21 protein-coding genes and 1 pseudogene are annotated in these 24,072 nt (G+C 73.0%); 11 read left to right on the plus strand and 11 right to left on the minus strand.

Annotated features, from left to right (window positions below):
- Nucleotides 1-61 precede the first annotated feature (61 nt).
- From OOJ91_RS18330 to OOJ91_RS18345, 4 genes are all read left to right on the plus strand, one after another.
- On the plus strand, nt 62-1,078 hold the full coding sequence (locus OOJ91_RS18330; RefSeq protein WP_266249754.1) for a GNAT family N-acetyltransferase: 1,017 nt from the start codon (nt 62-64) through the stop codon (nt 1,076-1,078).
- A 93-nt stretch (nt 1,079-1,171) separates the two neighbouring features.
- Nucleotides 1,172-4,450, plus strand: coding sequence for a lamin tail domain-containing protein (locus OOJ91_RS18335; protein WP_266246521.1), 3,279 nt, complete (start codon nt 1,172-1,174; stop codon nt 4,448-4,450).
- A gap of 160 nt (nt 4,451-4,610) precedes the next feature.
- The gene (locus OOJ91_RS18340; protein WP_266246523.1) at nt 4,611-5,180 is read left to right on the plus strand and encodes an RNA polymerase sigma factor; all 570 of its coding nucleotides are present in this window, start codon (nt 4,611-4,613) and stop codon (nt 5,178-5,180) included.
- Nucleotides 5,181-5,197: 17 nt separating this feature from the next.
- The gene (locus OOJ91_RS18345; protein ID WP_266246524.1) at nt 5,198-6,133 is read left to right on the plus strand and encodes a CU044_5270 family protein; all 936 of its coding nucleotides are present in this window, start codon (nt 5,198-5,200) and stop codon (nt 6,131-6,133) included.
- Nucleotides 6,134-6,201: 68 nt separating this feature from the next.
- Here OOJ91_RS18345 and OOJ91_RS18350 read toward each other — a convergent pair whose 3' ends face one another.
- On the minus strand, nt 6,202-6,549 hold the full coding sequence (locus OOJ91_RS18350; RefSeq protein ID WP_266246526.1) for a MerR family transcriptional regulator: 348 nt from the start codon (nt 6,547-6,549) through the stop codon (nt 6,202-6,204).
- Nucleotides 6,550-6,606: 57 nt separating this feature from the next.
- Between OOJ91_RS18350 and OOJ91_RS18355 the strand changes: the two genes are divergently transcribed.
- Both OOJ91_RS18355 and OOJ91_RS18360 read left to right on the plus strand, forming a co-directional pair.
- Nucleotides 6,607-7,182 (plus strand): NADPH-dependent FMN reductase, encoded by a 576-nt coding sequence (locus OOJ91_RS18355; protein ID WP_266246528.1) that lies wholly within the window; start codon nt 6,607-6,609, stop codon nt 7,180-7,182.
- A gap of 8 nt (nt 7,183-7,190) precedes the next feature.
- Nucleotides 7,191-8,717 carry a DHA2 family efflux MFS transporter permease subunit gene (locus tag OOJ91_RS18360; RefSeq protein WP_266246530.1) on the plus strand — a complete coding sequence of 509 codons (1,527 nt, stop codon included), beginning with the start codon at nt 7,191-7,193 and terminating at the stop codon, nt 8,715-8,717.
- Here the strand turns inward: OOJ91_RS18360 and hemB are convergent.
- From hemB to OOJ91_RS18385, 5 genes are read right to left on the minus strand one after another with little or no spacing between them, the layout of a single operon-like run.
- Nucleotides 8,668-9,651, minus strand: coding sequence for a porphobilinogen synthase (hemB, locus tag OOJ91_RS18365; protein ID WP_266246532.1), 984 nt, complete (start codon nt 9,649-9,651; stop codon nt 8,668-8,670). The genes OOJ91_RS18360 and hemB overlap by 50 nt on opposite strands.
- A 22-nt stretch (nt 9,652-9,673) precedes the next feature.
- Nucleotides 9,674-11,254, minus strand: coding sequence for a uroporphyrinogen-III synthase (locus OOJ91_RS18370; RefSeq protein WP_266246534.1), 1,581 nt, complete (start codon nt 11,252-11,254; stop codon nt 9,674-9,676).
- Nucleotides 11,251-12,219, minus strand: a complete 969-nt coding sequence (gene hemC, locus OOJ91_RS18375; RefSeq protein WP_266246536.1) for a hydroxymethylbilane synthase — start codon at nt 12,217-12,219, stop codon at nt 11,251-11,253. Before hemC ends, OOJ91_RS18370 begins: the two co-directional genes overlap by 4 nt.
- Complete coding sequence (locus OOJ91_RS18380) at nt 12,216-13,613, minus strand: glutamyl-tRNA reductase (protein WP_266246537.1); 1,398 nt, start codon at nt 13,611-13,613, stop codon at nt 12,216-12,218. Before OOJ91_RS18380 ends, hemC begins: the two co-directional genes overlap by 4 nt.
- Nucleotides 13,610-14,380 (minus strand): redox-sensing transcriptional repressor Rex, encoded by a 771-nt coding sequence (locus OOJ91_RS18385; protein ID WP_266246538.1) that lies wholly within the window; start codon nt 14,378-14,380, stop codon nt 13,610-13,612. The genes OOJ91_RS18380 and OOJ91_RS18385 overlap by 4 nt, the downstream gene beginning before the upstream one ends.
- A 384-nt stretch (nt 14,381-14,764) precedes the next feature.
- Between OOJ91_RS18385 and OOJ91_RS18390 the strand changes: the two genes are divergently transcribed.
- Together OOJ91_RS18390 and OOJ91_RS18395 are read left to right on the plus strand one after the other, a co-directional pair.
- Nucleotides 14,765-16,060, plus strand: a complete 1,296-nt coding sequence (locus tag OOJ91_RS18390; RefSeq protein WP_266246540.1) for a sensor histidine kinase — start codon at nt 14,765-14,767, stop codon at nt 16,058-16,060.
- Between the two features lie 58 nt (nt 16,061-16,118).
- Nucleotides 16,119-16,772, plus strand: a complete 654-nt coding sequence (locus OOJ91_RS18395; protein ID WP_039906988.1) for a response regulator transcription factor — start codon at nt 16,119-16,121, stop codon at nt 16,770-16,772.
- On the opposite strand, the gene OOJ91_RS18400 is transcribed toward OOJ91_RS18395, so the two are convergent.
- The 4 genes and pseudogenes from OOJ91_RS18400 to OOJ91_RS34410 all read right to left on the minus strand — a co-directional run.
- Nucleotides 16,753-17,418, minus strand: coding sequence for an HAD family hydrolase (locus OOJ91_RS18400; RefSeq protein ID WP_266246542.1), 666 nt, complete (start codon nt 17,416-17,418; stop codon nt 16,753-16,755). The genes OOJ91_RS18395 and OOJ91_RS18400 overlap by 20 nt on opposite strands.
- A gap of 20 nt (nt 17,419-17,438) precedes the next feature.
- On the minus strand, nt 17,439-17,693 hold the full coding sequence (locus OOJ91_RS18405) for a glutaredoxin family protein (RefSeq protein WP_234582371.1): 255 nt from the start codon (nt 17,691-17,693) through the stop codon (nt 17,439-17,441).
- Nucleotides 17,683-18,459: an AMP-binding enzyme gene (locus OOJ91_RS34405; protein WP_323178515.1), complete on the minus strand. Its 777-nt coding sequence runs from the start codon at nt 18,457-18,459 to the stop codon at nt 17,683-17,685. The genes OOJ91_RS18405 and OOJ91_RS34405 overlap by 11 nt, the downstream gene beginning before the upstream one ends.
- 67 nt (nt 18,460-18,526) lie before the next feature.
- Nucleotides 18,527-19,543, minus strand: a pseudogene (locus OOJ91_RS34410) (AMP-binding protein); the annotation flags it as partial.
- A gap of 311 nt (nt 19,544-19,854) precedes the next feature.
- Between OOJ91_RS34410 and OOJ91_RS18420 the strand changes: the two are divergent.
- The 3 genes from OOJ91_RS18420 (at nt 19,855) to OOJ91_RS18430 (ending at nt 22,992) form a co-directional block, all read left to right on the plus strand.
- Nucleotides 19,855-20,808 (plus strand): ECF subfamily RNA polymerase sigma factor, BldN family, encoded by a 954-nt coding sequence (locus tag OOJ91_RS18420; protein WP_266246543.1) that lies wholly within the window; start codon nt 19,855-19,857, stop codon nt 20,806-20,808.
- Nucleotides 20,809-21,089: 281 nt separating this feature from the next.
- Nucleotides 21,090-21,977, plus strand: a complete 888-nt coding sequence (locus OOJ91_RS18425) for a DUF5667 domain-containing protein (protein ID WP_266246544.1) — start codon at nt 21,090-21,092, stop codon at nt 21,975-21,977.
- Between the two features lie 139 nt (nt 21,978-22,116).
- Nucleotides 22,117-22,992: an HAD family hydrolase gene (locus OOJ91_RS18430; RefSeq protein ID WP_266246545.1), complete on the plus strand. Its 876-nt coding sequence runs from the start codon at nt 22,117-22,119 to the stop codon at nt 22,990-22,992.
- A gap of 1 nt (nt 22,993) precedes the next feature.
- Here the strand turns inward: OOJ91_RS18430 and OOJ91_RS18435 are convergent, their stop codons facing one another.
- Nucleotides 22,994-23,851, minus strand: coding sequence for a lysophospholipid acyltransferase family protein (locus tag OOJ91_RS18435; RefSeq protein ID WP_266249757.1), 858 nt, complete (start codon nt 23,849-23,851; stop codon nt 22,994-22,996).
- Nucleotides 23,852-24,072 lie beyond the last annotated feature (221 nt).

The following is a 24,072-nucleotide window of genomic DNA, read 5'->3' on the forward strand; positions in this document are numbered from 1 at the left end:
GCGTACATTGGAGAACTGGACACTTCCCCCGAGCAGCCGTTAGCGGCAAGCTAGACGAGTGATGGTGCGCGAGTGGGACCCCAGGACCGCCTCGTCCGCCGAGATCGCGTCGCTGCTGACCGCGCTGAACGCGGTGCTGGCTGCCGACCTGCCGCAGGACCCGCCGTGGCGGGACACCTCCCTGCGGGAGTATCTCGGTGAGGTCATGCCCGGTGAGCGGCGGATCTCCTGGCTCGCCCAGGCCGAGCCGGGCGATCCGGGCGAGACCGGCACCGTTCTCGGGCAGGTCCACGTCCTGCTCCTCGGCGACATCGGGGTGCTCGAGGTGCTGGTGCACCCCTCCGTACGACGCAACGGTCTCGGCCGTGAGCTGGTGCTGCGCGCCGCCCGCCGCGTCTACCAGGAGGGTTTCCAGTCGATCGGGGTCGAGGTGGTCGGCGACACGCCGGCGGTGGGCTTCTACGAGTCGCTCGGCTTCACCCGGGAGTACGTGGAGACGCGCAGCGTGCTCGATCTGACCTCGGTGGACTGGGTCGAGCTGACCGAGATGGCCGGCGGGATCGGCGCGGGTTACCACCTGGAGTTCTACCCCGGTGGGCCACCGGACGACCTGATCGAGTCGTACGCGCGGGCCAAGGCCGAGGTGCGCGACGTCGACGACGGCGAGTTGCGTCCCAGCTCGTACGACCCGGAGCGGCTGCGGGACAGCCTGGACACCCTGCACCGGCGGGGCATGAAGCCGTACATCGTGCTGGCCCGGCACGAGCAGAGTGGCGAGGTTGCCGGCCTGACCGAGGTCGTGGTGCCGGCACAGCACCCGACCCGCGCGGACCAGTACGACACGATCGTCGCGCAGGACCACCGGGGTTACGGCATCGACCGGGCGATCAAGGCGCGGATGCTGCTGGAGCTGCGCTCCGCCGAGCCGGAGCTGGCCGAGGTGCAGACCTGGAACGCCCAGGCCAACGAGGCGATGCTCAAGGTCAACGCTGAGCTGGGCTACCGGCCCGACCGGGACTGGTGCGAATACAGCGTCGATGTCGCGGAGCTGGTGCACCGCATCGACCAGCCCCGTTGAGGAAGTTCACGAAACTGTCCGGTGGGGGATGGACGATGGACGGTTAGGCACCTTAACGTGCGTTGACTCCCATCCACCCATCGTGGAGGCCCTATGCGCCCGCGCCGCACGACAGCAGCGCTCGCGATCGCCACCGCCGCAGTGACCGTCACGGCCCTCGGCGTCACACCCACCGCGGCCAGCGCCGCGCCCACCGACCTGTTCATCTCGGAGTACGTCGAAGGCTCGTCGAACAACAAGGCGATCGAGCTGTTCAACGGCACCGGCGCCGCCGTCGACCTCACCGCGGGCGGCTACCAGCTCCAGCTCTACTTCAACGGCGCCACCACGGCGACCACCGTCGCGCTGGCCGGGAACGTGGCCGCCGGGGACGTGTTCGTGTTCGCCAGCGCGTCGGCCGGGGCGGCCATCCTCGCCCAGGCCGACCAGACCACCGGGGCGAGCCTGTTCAACGGCGACGACGCGATAGTGCTGCGCCGGGGCGCCACAGTGCTCGACTCGATCGGCCAGGTGGGCGTCGACCCGGGCGCCGAGTGGGGCGCCGGCGCGACCAGCACTGCCGACAACACGCTGCGCCGGCTGCCCTCGGTGACGGCGGGCGACACCGACCCGACGGACGCGTTCGACCCCGCCGCGCAGTGGGCCGGTCTCCCGGTCGACACCTTCGACGGGCTCGGCTCGCACACCGTGGACGGCGGTGGCCCGACCGACGTGCCGGCCACGCTTACCTGCGGCGGACCGCTGGTCACCGCCTCCGGAACGGCAGCGAGCCGCGAGGTGTCCGCCACCGACCCCGACGACACGATCGTCGACCTGGCGGTGACCGCGGTCAGTCCGAGCCCCACCTCCGGCTCGATCACCCGTACCGCCCTCACCCCTGCCGAGCAGGTGGGTGGCACCGCCCGCGCCACCATCGGCGCGAGCGCCGACCTCACCGCCGGGGCGTACACAGTCACCGTGACCGCGACCGACGCGGGCGGCGGCACCGCAAGCTGCGTGCTGGCCGTGCAGGTGACCCGGGAGCTGACAGTCGGCGAGGTGCAGGGCCCGACCACCGACGCCGAGTCCGGCCCCGCCGACCGGTCGCCGCTCGCACCGGCGAGCGGCAACGGCACGAGCAGCACGCTGTACGACGTCCGTGGCGTGATCACCCAGTTGACGCTGGCCCGTACGTCGGCCGGTGCGGAGCAGAACGGGTTCTTCCTGCAGAGCCGCAGCGGTGACACCGACGGTGACCCGACCAGCTCCGACGGCATCTTCGTGTTCATGGGCGCGTTCACGTCGCTGATCGGCGGCTACGTGCCGACTGTCGGCGACGAGGTGGTGCTCCGGGCCCGGGTGTCGGAGTACTACACCTTCACCCAGCTCTCCGGCGCGTCGCTGGTCCGCCGGATCGCCACCGGCCTGGACGTGGACACGACTGTCACGGTGACCGACGCGGTGCCGCCGGTCGAGCTGACCGACGCGCAGCGTTTCTGGGAGCGGCACGAGGGCGCCCGCCTGCGCGTACGCGCGGGCAGCGGTGCGGTGAGCGGTCGCGACGTCTTCTCGTCCACTGCGGACGCGGAGCTGTGGGTCGTCGACCGGGACGATCCGTTGCGGGACCGCGCCGACCCGTACGCCAGGCGGGTCTTCCGGGACTCGCACCCGCTGGACAACGACCCGACACGGCGCTTCGACGACGGCAACGGTCAGCGCGTGCTGCTCGGCAGCATGGGCGTGAAGGGCACTGCCAGAGACAGCACGGCGCTGCTCCCGCCGGCCCACACCTTCGACACGCTGCGCGCGGACGCGGTGGGCGGCGTCTACTACTCCTTCGAGAAATACGGCGTGCAGGTCGAGCGGGCCGAGTTCGACGCCGGGGCCGACCCGTCGAAGAACAACCCGCCGAAGCCGGCCGACCGTTCCCAGGAGGTCGCGGTCGCCACGTACAACGTGGAGAACCTGTACGACTACCGCGACGACCCGTTCGACGGCTGCGACTTCACAGGTAACGCCGGCTGCCCGGGCGTCGACCCGCCGTTCGACTACGTGCCGAGCAGCGAGGCGGACTACCGCGAGCACCTGACGTCGCTCGCCGACCAGATCGTCTCCGATCTGCACGCGCCCGATCTGATCCTGGTGCAGGAGGCCGAGGACCAGGACATCTGCACGATCTCCGGGACGGCGCTGGCCTGCGGTGACACCAACAACGCAGACGGCGCTCCGGACAGCATCCAGGATTTGGCGCTCGCGGTGGCGGCGGCCGGCGGGCCGGCGTACGCCGCCGCCTACGACCGGACCGGCGCGGACGCCCGCGGTATCACCGCCGCGTTCCTGTACCGCACCGACAGGCTGTCGGTGGCGGCGGCGACGGCTGACGACCCGCTGCTGGGCTCCGCGCCGACGGTCCAGTACCGCGCGGCAGGGCTGCCCGGCAACGCCGACGTGCAGAACCCGAAGGCCCTCAACGCGGTGTTGCCGGCCGACGTGGACACGTCGACAGGCAGGGACGGGAACAACGTCTTCACCCGCGCCCCCCAGTTGGGCAAATTCACTGTGGCCGCGGCGCCCGGCTCGACCGAGCGGTTCACGCTGTATGCGCTGAGCAACCACTACTCCTCCGGGCCGGACGGCCGGATCGGGCAGCGGCGGGAGCAGGCGGCGTACGGCGCGGCGATCGTCACCGCGATCGAGGCGGCCGACCAGAGCGCCCGGGTGGTCTACGGCGGGGACCTGAACGTCTTCCCCCGCCCGGACGATCCCATCGCCACCGCCGCTCAGCCGACGCCGTCGGACCAGCTCGCCCCGCTCTACGAGGCCGGACTGCACAACCTGTGGGACACCCTCGTCGCCCAGGTGCCGGCGTCGGCCTACTCGTACAGCTTCGAGGGGCAGGCGCAGACGCTCGACCACCTGTTCGTCAACGACGCGCTCTACGGCGACCTGGTGCAGGTGCGGGCGGCGCACATCAACGCCGACTGGCCGGCGGAGTTCACCGGTGACGGGTCGCGGGGCTCCAGCGACCACGACCCGCAGGTGGCGAGGTTCCGGTCCCGGGCGTCGTTGACGGTCGCCGACACCACTGTGGTCGAGGGCGACCAGGGCACCCGGCAGCTCACCTTCACGGCGACCGTGTCGCGGCCGTCGTCCCAGCCGGTGCTGCTCTGCGCCGCAACAGTCGGGCTCACGGCGCAGGCAGGCTCGGACTTCGACGCGTACGCCGGTTGCCGGGTGTTGGCCGCAGGCCAGACGTCGGTGGCGTTCCCGGTGACCGTGCGCGGCGACCGGAAGCGGGAAGCGGACGAGAGGTTGACGCTGTTGGTGGCCGGCGTACCCGGCCTGCGGCTGGCCGACCCGCTGGCGGTCGGCACGATCACCAACGACGACTGATCCGCAGGCGCCGTCAGCGGCCCGCCGTCCGGGTTTCTCCCCGGGCGGCGGGCCGCTCTCCGTTCACGCTCGGACAGCACCGGCGACGCTCGCGGATGTAACGCCGCTTCGCTGCCGAGCCAATGAAGGGGTGTAAGGACGGCCAACGAGAGGACGGCCCGTGAACAGCCCGAGCCCCGGCGGGGACGACCTGACCGCCATCGGTACGGATCCAGCGGCGTTCGAGCGGTTCTACCGTCGGCACGTCGAGACGATCGGTCGGTTCGTCGCCCGCCGCGTCGACGATCCACACACCGCCGCGGACCTCACGGCCGAGGTGTTCCTGGCGGTGATCGACTCCGCAGCCGGTTACCGGCCCGAGCGCGGTAACGAACGGGCCTGGCTCTTCGGGGTGGCCCGCAACGTCATCGCGGCCGAACACCGCCGGGCGACCCGACTCCTACGGGCCAGTGGTCGCGTGGCGGGTCGACGGCTGTTGGAAGCCGACGACATCGCCCGGATCGAGGAGCGCATCGACGCGGAGTCGCTTGCCCGCCGCACCTACCGGGCCCTCGACGGCCTGCCGGAGCACACGCGAGCCCTGCTGGAACTCGTCGCCGTCGACGGCCTGTCCCTGACCGAGGCGGCCGGCGCGCTCGGGATCTCCCCGGTGGCGGCCCGGGTCCGGGTGCACCGGGCCCGCCGGGCGGTACGCCTCGCGCTCGCCACGTCCGAATCCGCGCTGGTCTGACCGGAGGAATGAGCGCCATGACCCACACCGAGAAGCCACTGGGCACCTTCGAGGAACGACTCCTCACCGAGCTGCGGGAACACATCACCACTCGGACCGCCGACGCGGCGTCGATCGCGCCTCCGGCCCGTACCACCCGCCGGAGCGCACGGTGGCGCGCACCGGGCTGGCGGCTGGCCGGCGTCGGTGGGCTGGTCGCCCTGCTCACCATCGGCGGGCTGCTGGCCCAGACGCTCGGCGACGCCCCACCGACGGCGAGCGCGGCCGAGATCCTGACCGAGGCCGCGGAGTCGGCCCGCCAGCAGCCCGACCTGGTGGCCCGCCCCGGCCAGTTCCTGTTCGTCGAGATGCGACTGACCTACCGGGAGCGACCGGTGTCCGGCCCGTACGTCGAGGAGCGGCTCCAGCGTTGGGTGCCGGTCGGCGACGGCACGTCCTGGCAGCAGCGGCGACGGCTGGAGAGCCGCCCCGACGAGTGGCGGACCGACGACGTCTCGGACCTGTCCCCGCCGCCCGGCTACTACCAGGGCCTACCCACCGAGCCGGAGCAGATGGCCCAGTACCTGCGGGATCACCCAGTCATCCTGGACCTGCCGGCCGGCGCGGACCTGGAGGCCATCAGGAACGACCCCACGACGATCTTCGGGGACGGGAAGTGGATGCTCGGAGGTTACGTGCCGCCCCAGTCACGCGGCGCGCTGTTCCAGGCGATGGCCCGGGTGCCCGGTGCCACCGTGCTGCCCGGTGAGATTCGGGACGCCGCCGGCCGGCGGGGCGTGGCGCTGCGGACGCCGGGCGTGATCGGTGCCCACATCGACCTGATCTTCGACCGGGAGACCCACGCCTACCTCGGCGACCGCGATGTCCTGGTACGCGACGGCAAGGAGTCGCTCTACACGAGCACCGCCGTCACGCGGATGGCGATAGTCGACAAGCCGGGGCAGTTGCCCTGACCGTCCGGCGCGGGCACGGGGGCGGGCGGCGCGGGCGACGGCGGCGACGGCTTGCGGATTGGGCGGGGTCAGAGGTCGCAGAGGCGGCGGCCGGAGCGGATGTCGTCGAGTGCCGCGTGCAGATCGCGGATGCGCCGCTCGGCCTCGGCGATCAGCCGATCGTGCAGACCCTCCCAGTCGGTCAGCTCGGGGTCGGGTGGCAGGGCCGCGAGCAGGTCGCGGATGTCGTTGACGGTCAGGCCGATGCGCTGGGCCACTCGCGCCACCCTGATCCGGCAGGCCGCGTCCGCGTCGAAGCGCCGCTGGTTGCCGCCGGTGCGGGCAGCCGAGATCAGGCCCTGCCGCTCGTAGAACCGCACGGCGGAGCCGCTGACCCCGCTCTCCCGGGCCACCTCGCCGACCGTCAACGTGCCCATCGCCACTCCCCCGCCGCCATTGACTTCACCATTACTTCAAGTCCTAGCGTCCAAGACATGACTACGCAAGAGGACACCGCACCGCCGACCGTCGCCGTGCTCGTCGGGAGCGTCCGTCAACCTCGGGTGGGCCGATCGATCGCCGACTGGTTCGTCGCCCACGCCGGTCGCCGCGCGGACCTCGACCTGGACCTCGTCGACCTCGCCGACGTGCCGCTGCCCTTCGCCGACACCCCTCCCGGGGGCAACGCGGCAAGCCCGATCAGTGCCCGGTTGGCCGCCGCCGACGCGTTCGTGGTGGTGACACCCGAGTACAACCACAGCTTCCCGGCCGCCCTGAAGAACGCCATCGACTGGCACTACCGGGAGTGGGCACGCAAGCCGGTGGCCTTCGTGTCGTACGGCGCCGGTTCCGGCGGCATCCGCGCTGTCGAGCAGCTCCGGCTGGTCTTCGCCGAGGTGCAGGCCGCCACGACCCGCTCCGGGGTGGTGCTCCGGGCACCCTGGGAGCGGCTCGACGACACCGGTCGGCTTGTCGACGACGAGCCGCTGCGGCAGGCCGCCGACGCCACGCTGAGCGAGCTGGCCTGGTGGGCCGAGGCGCTGCGCGCCGCCCGCCGGGTCCAGCCCTGAGCCGCGACATGGACGCGTCCGCGCGACGGCTCGGCTGGTACCTGACCCTGGGTGGCCTGCTCGCGGTGATCGACACCACGGTCACCGTGGTGGCCCTTCCGAAGCTGGTCGACGACCTCGACACCAACCTCACCACGATCGGCTGGGTCACCAGCGGCTACGCGCTCGCCCTGGTCGCGGTGATGCCCGCCGCCGCGTGGGCGATCGGCCGCTTCGGTGCCCGCCGCACCTACCTGACCGCGCTGCTGCTGTTCACCGCCGGCTCCGTGCTGGCGGGTGCCGCCTGGAACGTCGAGTCGCTTATCGCGTTCCGGGTGCTCCAGGGGCTGGGTGGCGGGCTGCTCAACCCGGTCGGGATGGCCGTCGCGCTCGCCGCGGTGCCGCCCGGGCGACGCGGACGGATGATGAGCCTGCTCGGCCTTCCGGTGCTGGTCGGGCCCCTGATCGGGCCGGTGCTTGGTGGACTGCTGCTCGATCACGCGTCCTGGCGGTGGATCTTCTGGATCAACCTGCCGGTGGGGCTGTTGGCGGTGCTGCTCGGCCGGTCGGTGCTGCCCGTCGCCGACCCGCGACGGACACCGGTCCGGCTGGACGTCGTCGGGCTGCTGCTGCTCTGTCCCGGCCTGGCGCTTGCGGTGTACGGGCTCAGCGTCACCGGCGAGCGGGGCGGGGTCGTCACCGCGTCCGTGCTGCTGCCCCTCGCGCTCGGCGCCATGCTGGTGGTCACGTTCGCCTGGCGGGCCGGCCGGATACGACAGCCGCTGCTGAACCTGGCCGTGCTGCGCGCCCCGGGAATGGCTCCCGGCGCCGCGACTGTGGCGTTCTTCGCCGCCGGATACTTCGGCTCGTTCCTGATCATCCCGGCCTATGTGCAGGTGGTACGCGGTGACTCGGCAACCCTGGCCGGGGTGATCGGCATTCCGCAGGCGCTGACCACCGGACTGATGCTTCAGGTCGCGACCCGGCTCGTCGACCACGTCTCGGCGCGGCGGGTCGTGGGGCTCGGCATCGCCACCGCGGTGGCCGGCACGGTGGCCCGGGTGCTGGTGCTCGACGCCGACACGTCGTACCCGTTGCTGGCCACGCTGGGCGCGGTCATCGGCTTGGGCATGGGCGCGACGCTGATGCCGACGATGACCGCGGCCAGCCGGTCGCTTCCGCCCAACGACCTGCCGTCCGGCTCCACGCTGCTCACCACCGTGTCGCACACCTCGGTCGCGGCCGGCACCGCGCTGATCGCCGCCGCCCTGTCCTGGCTGGCGGACCGGCTCGCCCCCAACCTGGGCGGCGGGGGCATCACGGCCGCCAACCGGCTCGACCCGGCGAGCCGGCTCGGCCTCGCGCCGGAACTGGCGCAGGCCACCCGGCTCGCGCTGGCGGTGTCGGCCGTGCTGTTGGCGTTCGCCTGGCTGACCAGCCGGCGACTGCCGGCCGCCGTCGCGGGCACCGACGAGGTGACCACCCCGGCGGTACGCGCCGAGTCGGTCAGTAGCGCTGGCGGAGCAGACCGGCGGCCTCGACCGCCCAGTAGGTGAGGATGATCTGTGCGCCGGCCCGCTTGATCGAGGTGAGCGTCTCCAGCATGACCCGCTCCCGGTCGATCCAGCCGTTCGCGGCGGCCGCCTCGACGGTGGCGTACTCCCCGGAGACCTGATAGGCGGCGACCGGGACGTCCACCGCGGCCCGCACCGCCGACACCACGTCGAGGTAGGGCAGCGCCGGCTTGACCATCACCAGGTCGGCGCCCTCGGCGACGTCGAGCTCGACCTCGCGCAGCGACTCCCGCAGGTTGGCCGGATCCTGCTGGTAGGTGCGCCGGTCGCCCTCCAGCGCCGACTCCACCGCCTCGCGGAACGGCCCGTAGAAGGCGGAGGCGTACTTCACCGCGTACGCCAGCACCGCCACGTCCTGGTGGCCGACGGCGTCGAGCGCCCGGCGGACCACACCGACCTGGCCGTCCATCATCCCGGACGGCCCGACCATGTGGACCCCGGCGGCAGCCTGGGCCACCGCCATCTCGGCGTACGCGGCCAGGGTGGCGTCGTTGTCCACCGCACCGTCGGGGGTGAGCACGCCACAGTGCCCGTGCGAGGTGAACTCGTCCAGGCACAGGTCGCTCATCACGACAGTGCTGTCGCCCACCTCGGACACCACGTCGCGGATGGCGACGTTCAGGATGCCGTTCGGGTCGATGCCGCCGGACCCGGTCGGGTCACGCCGCTCGGGCACCCCGAAGAGCATGATCCCGCCCACGCCGGCCTGGACCGCCTCGGTGGCCGCCTTGCGCAGGGAGTCCCGGGAGTGCTGAAGCACCCCCGGGAGCGACCCGATGGCCCGAGGCTCGGTAAGCCCCTCCTTGACGAACATCGGCACGACCAGCTCGGCCGGGTCGACCCGGGTCTCGGACACCAGCCGGCGGATCGCCGGGGTGCGGCGCAGGCGGCGGGGCCGGATCTCGGGGTGCGACATGGAAGGGCCCTCCTGAAGACGACTACCGGAAGCGGAGGGCGGTCGGCCCCTGCACCTTCGAGCCACGGCGCTGCTTGGCCGGCATGGCGGCCAGCTTCTCGCGCAGCTCGACGGCGTAGGCGGCGAGCGCCTCCACCAGGTCGGGCACCGAGGCGTGCGGTGGCTGGACGTCGACCCGAAGGCCGAACTCAGTCGCGGTCTCCGCCGTCTTGGGCCCAATCACGGCAACAACGGTCCGTGCGTGCGGCTTCCCGGCGATGCCGACCAGGTTCCGCACTGTGGAAGAGGACGTGAAGAGGACCGCGTCGAACCCGCCCGACTTGATCGCGTCCCGGATCTCGGCGGGCGGCGGCGCGGCCCGCACCGTCCGGTACGCGGTCACGTCGTCGACCTCCCAGCCGCGCTCGGTGAGCCCGGCGGCGAGCGTCTCGGTGGCGATGTCGGCGCGCGGCAGCAGCACCCGGCCGACCGGGTCGAGGATCTCGTCGTGCGGCGAGAACTCGGCAAGCAGCCCCTCGGAGGACTGCTCCCCGGCGGGGATCAGCTCCGGCTGAATGCCGAACGCGCGGACGGCGTCCGCGGTCGCCTCGCCAATGCAGGCGATCTTGACGCCGCCGAAGTGCCTGGCGTCCAGACCGTGCTCGGCGAACTTCTCCCAGACCGCGCGGACCGCGTTCACCGAGGTGAAGATCACCCAGGCGTACCGGCCGTCGACCAGGCCCTTGACCGCCCGCTCCATCTGCGCCGGGGTGCGCGGAGGCTCGACGGCGATGGTCGGTACCTCGCACGGGATCGCCCCGTACGCCCGGAGCCGGGCGCTCATCGCGCCGGCCTGCTCCTTGGTGCGGGGCACCAGCACCTTCCAGCCGTACAGCGGGCGGTTCTCCCACCAGCTCATCTTGTCGCGCTGGCCCACACCCGCGCCGACGGTGAGCACCACCCGGCCGGTGAAGCCGAGTGCGGCGGCCACAAAGCTGTCCACGGTCGACGTGGTCGTGTACTGGGTCTCGCCGGTGCCGTCGCCTGTCACCCCGACACCTGTGGTGCCGTCGACCCCGGCGGCCAGCAGGCCGTCCCGGACGGCGGCGAGGTCACCGGCGTCCACCGCGAGCGCGAGCGAACCCCGGCCGACGGCCGCGGCCAGCGCCTCGAAGTCCAGCGTGCCGACGTCCTCGACGTCGGCGGCGGTACGCACACCCGGCAGCGGGACTCCCGCGTAGGTGGCGACGCCCTCGGCCTGGCCGACGCCGGGCACCACCTCGAAGTGGGCGGCGGTGCGGGCCACCGCCTGCACCTCCTTGACCACCGAGTCGTGGCCGAACGGGTCGCCGGCAACCAGGTGCACCGCGTTCAGCCCGGATCGGGCAGCGGAGATCAGCACCTTCGCCACGTCCCCCGGCGCGCCTTCGGCCGGGGTGAACTCGGCGTCGTCTCTGGCCTCGGCGCGAACGACGGAGAGCAACGACTCCGGGACTCCCCGGTCGTAGATCACCTGGTCGGCGTCGACCAGGGCGTCGTGCGCCCGGCGGGTCAGCAGGCCCGGGTCGCCGGGGCCCGCCCCGACGAACGCGATACGGCCGACGGGCTTACGGGTGCGGGTCATTCTGTGCTCCCAAATTGCTGGGTCCCCGGGCCGGTGTGTCCTTCGTGGCCGAGGATCGAGTCGGCGCCGAGTTCGAGGAGTTCGGCGGCGAGTGCCTTACCGATCTCCGCCGCGTCGGCGGGCGTTCCGGTGCGGGACAGCCGAAGGTCACGAGTGCCGTCCGGGCTGATCACCGCCCCGCGCAGGTAGATCTCATCGCCGGCGTCACCTTCGGCGAGTTCCGCATAGGCGGCGACGGGTGCGGTGCACCCGGCCTCCAGGGTTGCCAGCAACGCGCGCTCCGCGGTGACCGTGGAGCGCGACGGTGCGTGGTCGAGCGTCCCGAGCAGCTCGACCAGGTCCTGATCGTCGGCCCGGCACTCCACGGCCAGCGCGCCCTGGGCGGGCGCGGGCAGCATGAGCATCGGGTCGAGCGTCTCGGTGATCACGTCGGTCCGACCGATCCGGGCCAGCCCGGCCCGGGCCAGCACGACGGCGTCGAGGTCGGCCTCGGGGCCGAGCACCCGCGCCAGGCGAGTGTCGATGTTGCCGCGGATCGGGGCGACCTCCAGTTGCAGGCCGAGGGCGTGCAACTGGGCGATGCGGCGCAGCGCGCCGGTGCCCACTGTGGCGCCGGGCGGCAGCTCGGCGAGTGTCCGCCCGCCCTGGGCGATCAGCGCGTCGCGCGGGTCCTGCCGGGCCGGCACGGCCGCGATGTGCAGCCCGGGGGCGCCGGCCGTGGGCAGATCCTTGTACGAGTGCACGGCGAAGTCGATCGTCCGCGCGGTGAGCGCGTCACGCAGCGCGGAGACGAACACCCCGACGCCGAGCCGGTGCACAGGCGCGTGGGAGCGGTCGCCGGCGGTGACCACCTCGACCAGCTCGACCGGGCGGCCGGTGGCGGCGGTCAACGCTTCGGCGACCTGGCCGGACTGGGCCATCGCCAGGGTGCTGCCCCGGGTGCCGAGGCGCAGGGGGGCGGTCATCGCACTCCTCCGGTGGGCGGGGTCGGCTCGACGGTGTCGGCTCCGGTCACCGGCTCGGCGCCGGGCAGTGCCGCGCCGAGGTCGGGGCTCAACACGTCGGGGACGGTGTCCACCGGCGAGGTCTGCGGCACCTGAAGGTCGAACAGCTCGCGCAGCAGGGCCGCATACTGGTCGCCACCGGGCTCGGCCGCGAGCTGGCGGACCTTGACGGTGGGCTGGTGCAGCAGTCGCTGCACCACGCGGTGCACCGTACGGGCCACCTCGGCCCGCAGGTCGTCGCCGAGGTCGGGGCGGCGCTGGGCCAGGCGGCGCAGCTCGGCGGTGACGACGTCGTCGGCGCGGCCGCGCAGCGCGGCCACGGTGGGCGCCACGTCGGCGCCGCGCAGCCAGGTGAGGAAGCCCTCCACCTCGCCGAGCACGATCCGCTCGACGGCGGCGGCGTCGGCCGCGGCCGGACCGTCGGCGAGCAGCGCCGCCATCCGGTCGATGTCGATCACCTCGACGCCCTGCAGGTCGGCGACGCCCTCCTCGACGTCGCGGGGGACGGCCAGGTCGAGCAGCACCAGCGGGCCCCGGGAGGCGCCCCGCTCGGCGAGCGCGGCGCTTACCACCGCCCGGGTGAGGACCGGTTCGGTGGACGCGGTGGCGGCCACTACGATGTCCACTGTGGAGAGCGTGGCGGCCAGCTCGGTCATCGGCGCGGCGTCCGCCCCGTACGACTCGGCGAGCCGGACGGCACGGTCGGCGCCCCGGTTGGTCACCGTGAGCGGGCCGGCACCCTGCCGGGACAGCGTGGCCACCCCGAGCGACCCCATCGCGCCGGCCCCGATAACCAGGGCCGGGTGGCCGGCGAGGTCGCCGTCGAGGTGCCCGGCGGCCAGCTCCAGCGCGGCGGTGACCACGCTCTGGCCGGCCCGGTCGATGCCGGTCTCGGCGTGGGCCCGCTTGCCGACGCGCAGCGCCTGCTGCATCAGCTCGTGCAGCAGGCGGCCGGCCGAGTCGGCGCCGGTGGCCCAGTGGTACGCGTCACGCAGCTGGCCGAGGATCTGCGCCTCGCCCACGACCATCGAGTCCAGGCCGGTGGCGACCCGGAAGACGTGGTCCACGGCGGCGGTGTCGTAGTGCACGTACAGGTGGCTGGCGAGCGCCGCCGGCGGGCTGCCGGCCTGCTCGGCCAGGACGGCGCAGATGTCGCCGAGCCCGCCGTGAAAACCGGACACGGCGGCGTAGACCTCCACCCGGTTGCAGGTGGAGACGAGCACCGCCTCGCTCACGTACGGCTGGGCGACCAGGCGGTCCAGGGTGCGGGTGAGGTCGGCGGGGGGCACGGCCAGCTGCTCCAGCGTGGCGACCGGGGCGGTCCGGTAGGACGCGCCGACGACGAGCAGTTTCACGTGCCGATCGCCTCCTGGGTGTCGGTGGCCGCGAACCCGCCGGGCAGAGCGGTGAGAGCGGACCCGCCGGTGGCGGGCAGCGCGGTCAGCGACGCCTTGCGGTGCTCGTGGAAGGACAGAATCTGCAGCTCGATGGCGAGGTCGACCTTGCGCACGTCGACCCCCTCCGGAACAGAGAGTACGCACGGCGCGAAGTTGAGGATGCTCGTCACGCCGACCGCGACCAGCTGATCGGCGACCCGCTGGGCCGCCGCGGCCGGGGTGGCGATCACGCCGATCGCGATGGATTCCTCCGTGGTGACCGCCGGCAGCTCGTCGATATGCCTGACAACCAGGCCGTTGATCTCCTCGCCGACCCGGGAGGGATCGGCGTCGAGCAGTGCGGCGATCCGGAAGCCCCGGCCGGCGAAGCCGTCGTAGCCGGCCAGGGCGTGACCGAGATTACCCACGCCGACCAGGGCGACCGCGCGACGCTGAGTGAGCCCGAGCACGTACTCGATCTGCTCGATCAGCAACGCGACGTCGTAGCCGACGCCCCGGGTGCCGTACGAGCCGAGGTGGGAGAGGTCCTTGCGGAGCTTGGCGGAGTTGACCCCCGCGGCGGCCGAGAGGCCCTCGCTGGAGACCGTCTCGTGCCCGGCGTCGGCGAGGTTGTGCAGCGCGCGCAGGTATTCCGGGAGCCGAGCGACTGTCGCCTCGGGAAGATCCGGGAGCGCCGGTACGGCACCGGCGCGGCCGGGCGCACCTGGCTGACGGTGCTGACTCATGAGACTCCGTGCGGTGCGATCCTCGGCCAACTCCGCTGGTAGGCCGCTTATGGACTCCCGCTGGCGACCGAGGTTGCCGGCTGTGCTAGCAGGGCGCGTCGGAACTACAGAGTAGGCGCTTGTGAAGACGTGCACAAATCGCGATCTTGTCGCTGCGGGACGCGACCCCACCAGCCCCTCCATTCCACAAGATCGATTGAGCGGCCCTGTACGCCCGCCGCCCGGGGCGATTATTGCTCAATCCCGACTTCTCTGACCAATCCCGCGTCGGCCCGTTCCCCACGGCGACAGGGCCTGGTCAGGGCGGCGGTAGGGACAGCACTACGGGGGAGAGGCGGGGCTTCGGGATGGGGACACCGAGCCCGGATGCCTAGCCTGTGGGCTATGACCGCCGTTGCCGCCAGCGACCATCCGACGCTGGCACCGAGCATCCCCCGCCAGCTCTTCGTCGACTCCGGGTACGTGCTGGTCGGCCTCCCCCTGGCGGTGGCCAGCTTCGTCGTCCTCGTCGTGGGCCTCGTGGCCGGTGTCGGCCTGGTGGTCACCGTGATCGGCCTGCCGATCCTCAGCGGCACCCTGTACGCGGCCCGGGGGCTGGCCGACATCGAGCGACTGCGGCTGCCCGCCGTGCTGCGACAACCCCGGATCCGGCCGCACTACCGACTGCCCGAGGCTGGCGCGAACGCCTGGCGGCGGATCTTCCTGCCGATGCGCGACGCCCAGTCCTGGCTCGATCTTGCGCACGGCATCCTGCGGGTGATCGTGGCGCTTGTCACCTTCGCGCTGACGCTGGCCTGGTGGATCGCCGCGGCCGCCGGCTCCCTCTACTGGGTGTACGACTGGGCGCTGCCGCACGGCAAGGACGACAGCGACCTGGCCCAACTGCTCGGCCTGGGCGATTCCACCACGGCCCGGATCGGGGTGACCACCGCGATCGGGGTGTTCTTCCTGATCACGCTGCCGATCGTGGCCCGGGGCTGTGCGCTGCTCCAGGCCAGCTTCGGCAAGGCCCTGCTGACCGGGGTGGCCGAGATGCGGGACCGGATCACCGTGCTGGAGGAGCAGAAGCGGGCCGCCGTGTCCGCCGAGGCGTCCGCGCTGCGCCGGCTGGAACGCGACATCCACGACGGCCCCCAACAGCGCCTGGTCCGGCTCGCGATGGACCTCAGCCGGGCCCGGATTCAGCTCGCCTCCGACCCGGAGGCCGCCGGCCGGACCATCGACGAGGCGGTGACCCAGACCCGGGAGACGCTTGCCGAGCTGCGGGCGCTGTCCCGGGGCATCGCCCCACCGATCCTGGTCGACAGGGGTCTGCCCAGCGCCCTGGCCGCGCTCGCCGGCCGCGGGCTGATCCCCATCGAGCTTCAGGTGGACCGGCAGCTCGGCACGCCTGGCGGACGGCTCGACCCGGCGGTGGAGAACACGGCGTACTTCGTGGTGGCCGAGGCGCTCACCAACATCGCCAAGCACAGCCGGGCCACCGAGGCCGTGGTCGCCGTGGCCCGCCAGGAGACCCAGCTCCAGGTGCGGGTGGGCGACGACGGGCAGGGTGGCGCCCACCTCGCCAAGGGCCACGGGCTGGCCGGCATCGCCGACCGGGTCCGGGCGGCCGGCGGGGAGCTGGCAGTGGTGAGCCCGACCGGAGGGCCCACCGAGATCCGCGCGGAGCTACCGCTGTGAGCCCCCGGACGCCGCGCCGAGCCCGGACGGCGGGCCGGACGTGGTAGACACCACAGCCATGCGCATCGTGATCGCGGACGACGCCGTCCTGCTCCGGGAGGGGCTGGTACGGCTGCTGACCGAGAGCGGGCACCAGGTGGTGGCCGCCGTCGGGGACGGTGACGCGCTCGTCGAGGCGGTGGTGCAGCACCGGCCGGACGTGTCGATCGTCGACGTCCGGATGCCGCCGTCGCACACCGACGAGGGGCTGCGGGCGGCGGTGGAGGCACGCCGGCTGGTGCCGCGTACGCCGATCCTGGTGCTCTCCCAGTACGTCGAGGTCTCGTACGCCGATGACCTGCTGGCGACCACCGGCGGCGCCGGCGGTGGCATCGGCTACCTGCTCAAGGACCGGGTGGCCGCGATCGACGAGTTCCTGGACGCGCTGCGCCGGGTGGCCGGCGGCGGCACGGTGCTCGACCCGGAGGTGGTCGGCCAGCTCTTCGCCCGCCGCCGCCGCGACGACCCGCTGAGCGAGCTGACCCCGCGCGAGCGGGAGGTGCTCGCCCTGATGGCCGAGGGCCGGTCGAACACGGCCATCGCCCGCGCCCTGGTGGTCAGCGACGGCGCGGTGGAGAAGCACGTGCGCAACATCTTCACCAAGCTCACGCTCCCGCCGGACACCGAGCAGCACCGGCGGGTGCTGGCGGTCCTCACCTACCTGCGGAACTGACCTCCCGGGCGGCCAGGGCCACCGCGTCGGCGAGGGTGTCGGCGACCGGGTGGCCGGAGGCGCGCAGCCGGGCCGGGTCGGTGAACCCGCCGGTGTAGAGGACCGCCCGGCCGCCCACGGCGAGTGCCGCGTCCGCGTCGTCGATGGAGTCGCCGATCAGCACCACCGAGGTGCCGTCCACGCCCAGCTCGGCCAGGTGCCGCCGGAGCGACTCGGCCTTGCGGTCACCGCCGACTGTGGCCCGCAGCCCGTCCACGCGTGTGAAGTGGCCGGTCAGCCCGTAGGTGCGCACGGTGGGCACCAGCTCCTCGTGGAACCACATGGAGAGCAGACTCTGGCTGCCCTGCCAGGCGGCCATCGCGACACGCGCGTCGGCGGCCAGCTCGCAGGTGGTGAGGCCGTCGCGGTACGCGTCGTGGAAGATCCGGTCCAGGCGGCCGAACGCGTCGTCGTCGACGGCCTGGCCGAGCACCTCGGCGTAGTAGTCGGCGATCGGCCGGCGGAACCGCGTCCGGTGCTCGTCGAGGGTGACAGTCGGCCCGCCCACGCTGGCGAACGCGGCGTTGGTGGCGGCCACCACCAGGCTGAGGTCGTTGAGCAGGGTGCCGTTCCAGTCCCAGACCAGGTGGGGGTGCGCAGGGGTCATCAGAGCACCATAGGCACCGCTCAGAGCTGCGGGGTGGTCAGGTCCCGCAGCAGCCGATCCTCCTCCACCCGCCAGTAGCCGTGCTCCTTGCCGTCGAGCAGCACCACCGGGAGGCGGTCCCCGTACTCCCGTTCCAGCCCCTCGTCGCCTGTGACGTCCCACTCGACCCACTTGTCGCCGGTGACCGCGACCACCCGGTCGAGCGCCGCCTTGGCGTCGTCGCACAGGTGGCAGCCGGGTCGGGTGATCAGGGCGAGTCGGGCGTCACTTGCCATCGGTTACCTCCGTGCGATCGGTCGGCGTCGCCGACCGGAGCTGGGTCTTGCGTACCTTGCCGATCGCCGAGTGCGGCAGGGCACCGACGAACTCGACCGTGGTCGGGCACTTGAACCGGGCCAGGTGGCGTGCGCAGTGGGCGAGCAGGTCCTCGCTTGTCACCGGTCGGCCCTGCACCGGCACCACGTACGCCCGCACAGTCTCGCCGGTTCGCGGGTGCGGCACACCCAGTACCGCCGACTCGACCACCCCGGGGTGCCCGGCGAGCACCAGCTCGACCTCGTGCGGATAGACGTTGAAGCCGTTGACCAGGATCAACTCCCCCAGCCGGTCGACCAGGAAGAGGTCACCGTCGGAGTCGGCGTACGCGATGTCGCCGGTGCCCCACCAGCCGTCGGCGTCCGGGCCGCCCCGGCCGTCGGGCCAGTAGCCGGCGAAGAGGTTGGGACCGCGCACGACGATCCGCCCCGGGTCGGTGCCCGGGGCGACGTCGGAGATGTCCAGCTCGTCCGGGTCGTCGTCGGGGACCGCCTGGCCGTCGCGCCACAGGTCCTCCCCCGCCGCACCGACCAGGCGCAGGTCCACACCGGGCAGCGGCCGGCCGATCGAACCGGCCTTGGCCACCGGACCGACCAGGGTGGACGTGAGCACCGGCGCGGTCTCGGTGAGGCCGTACCCCACGTGCGCCTGATGGCCGGTGGCCTCGCTGAAGCGCGCCGCGACCGTGGGGTCCAGCGGCGCCGCGCCGCACACCGCCACGCGCACCGAAGCGGACCCCGTCGGCGTCGGCCCAGGCCAGGAACATCGACGGTACGCCGACAAGCACGCTTACCCGGTGCCGGGCGACCTCGGCCAGCCCCGCCGTGGGCCCCGGCTCGTCGAGCAGCACGCCCGTGGCGCCGTGGTGGACGACGGCGCCGAGCACCGAGTTGAGCCCGTACGCGTGGAACAGCGGCAACGCGAGGAGAACAGTGTCCGTCGGCCCGACGACCGGCGGCTCGATCGCGTCGACCTGGTCGTGGTTGGCCAGCAGCGCACGGTGGGAGAGCATCGCGCCCTTCGGGCGACCCTCGGTGCCGGACGTGTAGAGCAGTACGGCGAGGTCGTCGCCGCCTCGGCGCGGACGGGGGCGCGGATCGGGTGCGTCGGCGGTCGGCGGCGTGCCGTGCACGGCGGTGAGCGCGGGCAGGTCGGCGGCCACCTCGGCGACCAGGCCACGGACCCGCTCGGTGCCGATGAGCACCGACGCGCCGGAGTCGGCAAGCACGTGCCGCAGCTCCGGGGCGGTGAAGCCGGGGTTGACCGGGACCGCTACCAGCCCGGCTCGCAGCGCGCCGAGCCAGCCGATGACGAAGTCGGGGGTGTTGTGCAGCGCGATGGCGACCCGGGGCGGCGTGCCACAGCTGTCGGTGGGCGGCACGGCGACGGCCAGGCCGTACGCGGCGGCGGTCACGGCGGCGTCCAGTTCGGACCAGGTGAGGCGCTCCTCCCGCCAGTACAGCGCGGGCCGGTCGCCGTGGTCGAGAGCCGCCCGACGGACCCGGTCGGCGAGGTTCGGCGCGGGGTCTGCCGAGAAGTCCTGCACGGTGGTCGAGTCTGGCACAGCGGCGGTCGACAGGCCACGCCCGACGGTCCGGCCACGAGGGTCGCCCGGCGTCCCGTCAACGGGACACTGGCCGTGCCGTCGGTGCTCCGATCCGGTCCGGTCGACGGGACGAGTGGCGGGCCCAGCCGACGCTTCTGGCCGGCCCGCGCGGCCGCCGGCCCGGACGGCGCAGCCGATCGGCCAAACCGCCCCCCACCTGGTTATCCATCCTGGAACACCGGCTCGCGGCAAAGTCAAACGCACACGACGGACAACCGGTCCGCCACCTGTGCGACACAGCGGGAAATACTTCCGCCCTGTGTAACGGACTTGCCACGCGCGGGTGACGTTGGCCCTATTATCACTCGGGTCGGCTCACCCCATTTGCCGTGAGTCGACACCCCTCAGCCCGAGGAGGCCCCCGTGCCTGTGAGCGCATTGGACCAGCACCTCAAGGGGAACTGCCGCCCGTCGGCACACCCCGGAACCGTCCTGCCCGACCGGTTGCCCGGTCGGTCCGCACCGACGACCCGTAAACCGGCCCGGCCGGCGACCAACGGGACGGGGGCCGCGCGGTGACCACCTTCGGATACGCGGAACGCCCGGTCGGCCTGACCGGCCAGACGCCCCGCTCCCCCATCAACGAACGACAGGCGGCCCGCGCGCCACTGGGCGAGCCGCACGCCGCGACGCGCGGTGACAACGCCGCCCAGCGGACCCGCAACCGTCCGCACACCAACGAGCCACCACCAAGACCGGCGGCCCCCGGTGGCAACGCGATGCCGACGGGTGGCCGTGTCGCCGCGCCGACCCGACCGACCATGCCCTCCCAGGGCCGTCGGGTCGGCGACGCTCCGGCGCCCGTCACCGATCCGGCGGCGGGCGAGACGGCGGTGATCCCGGTGGTCCCGGCCGAAGCCCCGACCACCCCGACCGGCTTCCCCAGCCGCCCGGACCCGTCCGACCCGGCCACCGAGGTCTGGACGCTTGTGGAGCGGGCGCAGGCCGGCGAGTCCGAGGCGTTCGGCCTCATCTACGACAGGTACGTCGACACCGTCTTCCGGTTCGTCTACTTCCGGGTCGGCAACCGTCAGCTCGCCGAGGACCTCACCTCGGACACGTTCCTGCGTGCCCTCAAGCGGATCGGCAGCTTCACCTGGCAGGGCCGCGATCTCGGCGCCTGGCTGGTGACCATCGCCCGCAACCTGGTCGCGGACCACTTCAAGTCCGGCCGGTACCGGCTGGAGGTCACGACCGGCGACGTGCTCGACGCCGACCGCGAGGACCGGGGCCCGGAGGGCAGCCCGGAAGCCGCGGTGGTCGAACACATCACCAACGTCGCCCTGCTCACCGCCGTGAAGCAGCTCAACCCGGAGCAGCAGGAGTGCATCGTGCTCCGGTTCCTCCAGGGCTTCTCGGTCGCCGAGACCGCCCGCTCCATGGGCAAGAACGAGGGTGCCATCAAGGCCCTGCAGTACCGCGCCGTTCGCGCGCTTGCCCGGCTCCTGCCCGACGGCTTCCAACCGTGATTCTCGCCTACCGGACCGACGGGCGTCGATCAATGTCTGGGTAGCTCAGGGCCGGTCGCACCCGGTGACACCGATCACTTTCTGTGATTTCGGCCCCGCCAGGCCCGTAACCCGTGCCCGGTCCGCCGCGTTTCTCCGGGTGCGACCGGTGGTTGTCCCGGCAGGCCCGGGGCACCGAGGTCCGACCGGCACGCCGGGCGGCGCCTCACCTCCGTGGTGTCACACCGCCGCCCGGTCGCTGGCAACTATGGCGGCCGACCGGCCGTGACCAGCGAGAGGAGGTGCCTGCGGTGGACGACATCCTCTTCTCCCGCCGGCGCGCCGAGCGCTTCGCGCAGCTTCTCGACGAGGCCAACGGCGGCCGGCGGCACCACGTGCGGTCCCGAGTGGACAGCCAACTGGCCCCGCTCGTCGCAGTAGGCCAGCGACTCAGCGTCGATCCCCCCACGACCGAGGTGAACCCCGACTTCCGCACCGGCCTGCGAGCGATGCTGCTCGCCACCGCCGAGCGCGAGGGGATGGGCGTCACACCGTCGACCGCCGAGCCGGCTGCCCCGCGGGCCGCGGCAACGAGCCGCGGCTCGCTACTGCCCGCGGTCACCGCCCGGCGGGCCCGCGCCCGGGGGGCGATCCTGATCGGCATCGCCGCCGGCGCCATCGCCGTCTCCGGGATCTCCGCCGCCAGCGAGAACGCCGTTCCCGGCGACGCGCTGTACGGCATGAAGCGCTCCACCGAGCGGGCCCAGCTCGCCCTGGCCAGCTCGGACATCAGCCGCGGCCAACTGTTCCTGGACTTCGCCCGGACCAGGCTCGGCGAAGCCGCCGAGCTGCGCGGCGACCGCATCGGCTACAGCGCCGTCCTCGACGACATGGACGCCGACACCCGGCAGGGTGTCCGCCTGCTCACCGCCGCCGCCGTGCAGCGGGCCGAGCCGACCAGCCTGGACACCGTCAACACGTTCGTCGCCAGCCAGCGCCGGGCTGTGACAAACCTGCTCGACGGCGCCAGCCGGGCCGACCGCGAACGGACCCGGCGGTCGCTGGCCCTGCTGGACAGCATCCGGGAGCGCTCGGACTCGGTGCGCGCGGCCATCGCCTGTGGCCTGCCGGCACCGACCGGCAGCGACGCGCTCGGGCCCACCCCGACCACCTGTCCCGGCGACCGCTGACCCGCCAGCCCCGGCACTCCCCCTCATACCGCACGCCTGACCGGCCGGGCCACAGTTCCCTGTGGTCCGGCCGGTCGACCGTGCGCTCCGGCTACCCTCGCTGGAGGCATCCGTCGTACCTGGTCAGGAGGGGAGTCGCGTGGCGCGCAGCCGCAAGGTGACGGTCAGCACCGACGCCCACGGTCACACCGCCGGGTGGGCGGAGACCGAGCTGGCCCCGGTGACACCACCCGCACCGGACCCGGCCGCCGCGGCGTTCTTCGACGTCGACAACACGATGATGCAGGGCGCATCGATCTACTGGTTCGCCCGCGGGCTCGCCGCCCGGAACTACTTCACGACCGCCGACCTGGCCCGCTTCGCCTGGCAGCAGCTCCGGTTCCGGCTGCTCGCCCGCGAGCACGCCGGCGACATGTCCCAGGCGAAGGACGCCGCGCTCGCCTTCGTCGAGGGATGGCGGGTGGACGACGTGGAACGCCTCTCGGAGGAGATCTTCGACGAGCTGATGGCACCCCGGATCTGGGCCGGCACCCGACAGCTCGCCCAGCGTCACCTGGACGCCGGTCAACGCGTGTGGCTGGTCAGCGCCGCTCCGGTGGAGATCGGCCGGGTGATCGCCACCCGACTCGGCCTCACCGGCGCGATCGGCACGGTGGCCGAGGTGCGGGCCGGGGCGTACACCGGGCGGTTGGTGGGTGACCTCATGCACGGGCCGGCGAAGGCCGAGGCGGTCACCCAGCTCGCCGCCGTGGAGGGGCTGGACCTGAGCCGGTGCGCGGCCTACAGCGACTCGGCAAACGACCTGCCGCTGCTCTCCGCCGTGGGCCGTGCGGTGGCGGTCAACCCGGACGGCACCCTGCTGCGGCAGGCCCGGCAGCACGGCTGGGAGGTACGGGACTTCCGCACCGGGCGTCGGGCCGTCAAGATCGCCGTACCGTCGACGGCGGCGGCCGGCCTGGTCGCCGGCGCGGTCACCGCCGGCCTGGCGTTGCAGCGCCGCCGTCGCGCCGGCTGACTCAGGGGCCGAAGGGGTCGGGTCGCCGTTCCAGCAGCGAGTGCACGGTCTGCTGGATGGTCTCCCGCACCTGGTCGGCGAGGTTGAACACGACGAGCGGATCGTCCGCCGAGTCGGTCAGGTGCGCGGTGGGGATCGGCGGACAGAACTCGATCAGCCACTTGCTGGGCAGCGGCACCATGCCCAGCGGCCCGAGCCAGGGGAAGGTGGGCGTGACCGGGAAGTACGGAAGCTTGAGCAGCCGGGCCAGGGGCTTGATGTCGGCGAGCATCGGGTAGATCTCCTCGCCGCCGACGATCGCGACGGGAACGATCGGCGTGCCGGTGCGCAGCGCCGCCGAGACGAAGCCGCCCCGACCGAACCGTTGCAGCTTGTACCGGTCGGCGTAGAGCTTGCCGATGCCCTTGAAACCCTCGGGGAACACACCGACCAGGTCACCGCCGCCGAGCAGCCGCTCGGCGTCCGGGTTGCAGGCCACCGTGCCGCCGGTCTTGCGGGCGATCTCCGACACCACGGGCATCCGGAAGACCAGGTCGGCGCCGAGCAGGCGCAGGTAGCGGTGGGAGGGGTGCTTGTCGTGCAACGCCGCCGAGAGGATCAACGCGTCCAGGGCCACGGTGCCCGAGTGGTTGCCGACCACAAGCGCCGGCCCGTCGACGGGGACGTGCTCGACCCCGCTGACCTCGGTGCGGAACCAGTCCCGATAGAGCAGCCGCAGCAGCGGGTGGAAGACCGCGTCGGTCAACTCCGGATCGAACCCGAACTCGTCGACCTCGTAGTCACCGGCCAGCCGCCGACGCAGGAACGCCAGCCCGTTCGCGACCCTGCGGTCCCACTGGTCCCCGGGCCGATCCGGCACCGCCGGACCGCCGGTGGGCGGGACGCTCGCCGGCTCGTCGGTCGCCGGGTGGGCCTCGTCGGCGGTCGGGGCGCCGCCCGCGCTCGCCGGCTCGTCGGTCGCGGTGTCGACCTCGTCGTCAGGCGTCGCGGCGGGCGCGAGCCGGCTCGCCGGTCGGTGGCCGTTGCGCCGCGCCGGTTCCGCGTCCGGCACGGGTGGCCCCGGCGGTACGTCGAACGGCC

The sequence above is a fragment of the Micromonospora lupini genome, from assembly GCF_026342015.1.
Classification (GTDB): Bacteria; Actinomycetota; Actinomycetes; order Mycobacteriales; family Micromonosporaceae; genus Micromonospora; species Micromonospora lupini_B.

What these genes read in the sequence shown, in the direction of transcription:
- OOJ91_RS18345 (WP_266246524.1), top strand. Translation starts at nt 5,198, where the DNA reads ATGACCCACACCGAGAAGCCACTGGGCACCTTCGAGGAACGACTCCTC.
- OOJ91_RS18350 (WP_266246526.1), bottom strand. Translation starts at nt 6,549, where the DNA reads ATGGGCACGTTGACGGTCGGCGAGGTGGCCCGGGAGAGCGGGGTCAGC.
- OOJ91_RS18400 (WP_266246542.1), bottom strand. Translation starts at nt 17,418, where the DNA reads ATGACCCCTGCGCACCCCCACCTGGTCTGGGACTGGAACGGCACCCTG.
- OOJ91_RS18405 (WP_234582371.1), bottom strand. Translation starts at nt 17,693, where the DNA reads ATGGCAAGTGACGCCCGACTCGCCCTGATCACCCGACCCGGCTGCCAC.
- OOJ91_RS18385 (WP_266246538.1), bottom strand. Translation starts at nt 14,380, where the DNA reads ATGAGTCAGCACCGTCAGCCAGGTGCGCCCGGCCGCGCCGGTGCCGTA.
- hemC (WP_266246536.1), bottom strand. Translation starts at nt 12,219, where the DNA reads ATGACCGCCCCCCTGCGCCTCGGCACCCGGGGCAGCACCCTGGCGATG.
- OOJ91_RS18330 (WP_266249754.1), top strand. Translation starts at nt 62, where the DNA reads ATGGTGCGCGAGTGGGACCCCAGGACCGCCTCGTCCGCCGAGATCGCG.
- OOJ91_RS18390 (WP_266246540.1), top strand. Translation starts at nt 14,765, where the DNA reads ATGACCGCCGTTGCCGCCAGCGACCATCCGACGCTGGCACCGAGCATC.
- hemB (WP_266246532.1), bottom strand. Translation starts at nt 9,651, where the DNA reads ATGTCGCACCCCGAGATCCGGCCCCGCCGCCTGCGCCGCACCCCGGCG.
- OOJ91_RS18360 (WP_266246530.1), top strand. Translation starts at nt 7,191, where the DNA reads ATGGACGCGTCCGCGCGACGGCTCGGCTGGTACCTGACCCTGGGTGGC.
- OOJ91_RS18355 (WP_266246528.1), top strand. Translation starts at nt 6,607, where the DNA reads ATGACTACGCAAGAGGACACCGCACCGCCGACCGTCGCCGTGCTCGTC.
- OOJ91_RS18370 (WP_266246534.1), bottom strand. Translation starts at nt 11,254, where the DNA reads ATGACCCGCACCCGTAAGCCCGTCGGCCGTATCGCGTTCGTCGGGGCG.
- OOJ91_RS18335 (WP_266246521.1), top strand. Translation starts at nt 1,172, where the DNA reads ATGCGCCCGCGCCGCACGACAGCAGCGCTCGCGATCGCCACCGCCGCA.
- OOJ91_RS18395 (WP_039906988.1), top strand. Translation starts at nt 16,119, where the DNA reads ATGCGCATCGTGATCGCGGACGACGCCGTCCTGCTCCGGGAGGGGCTG.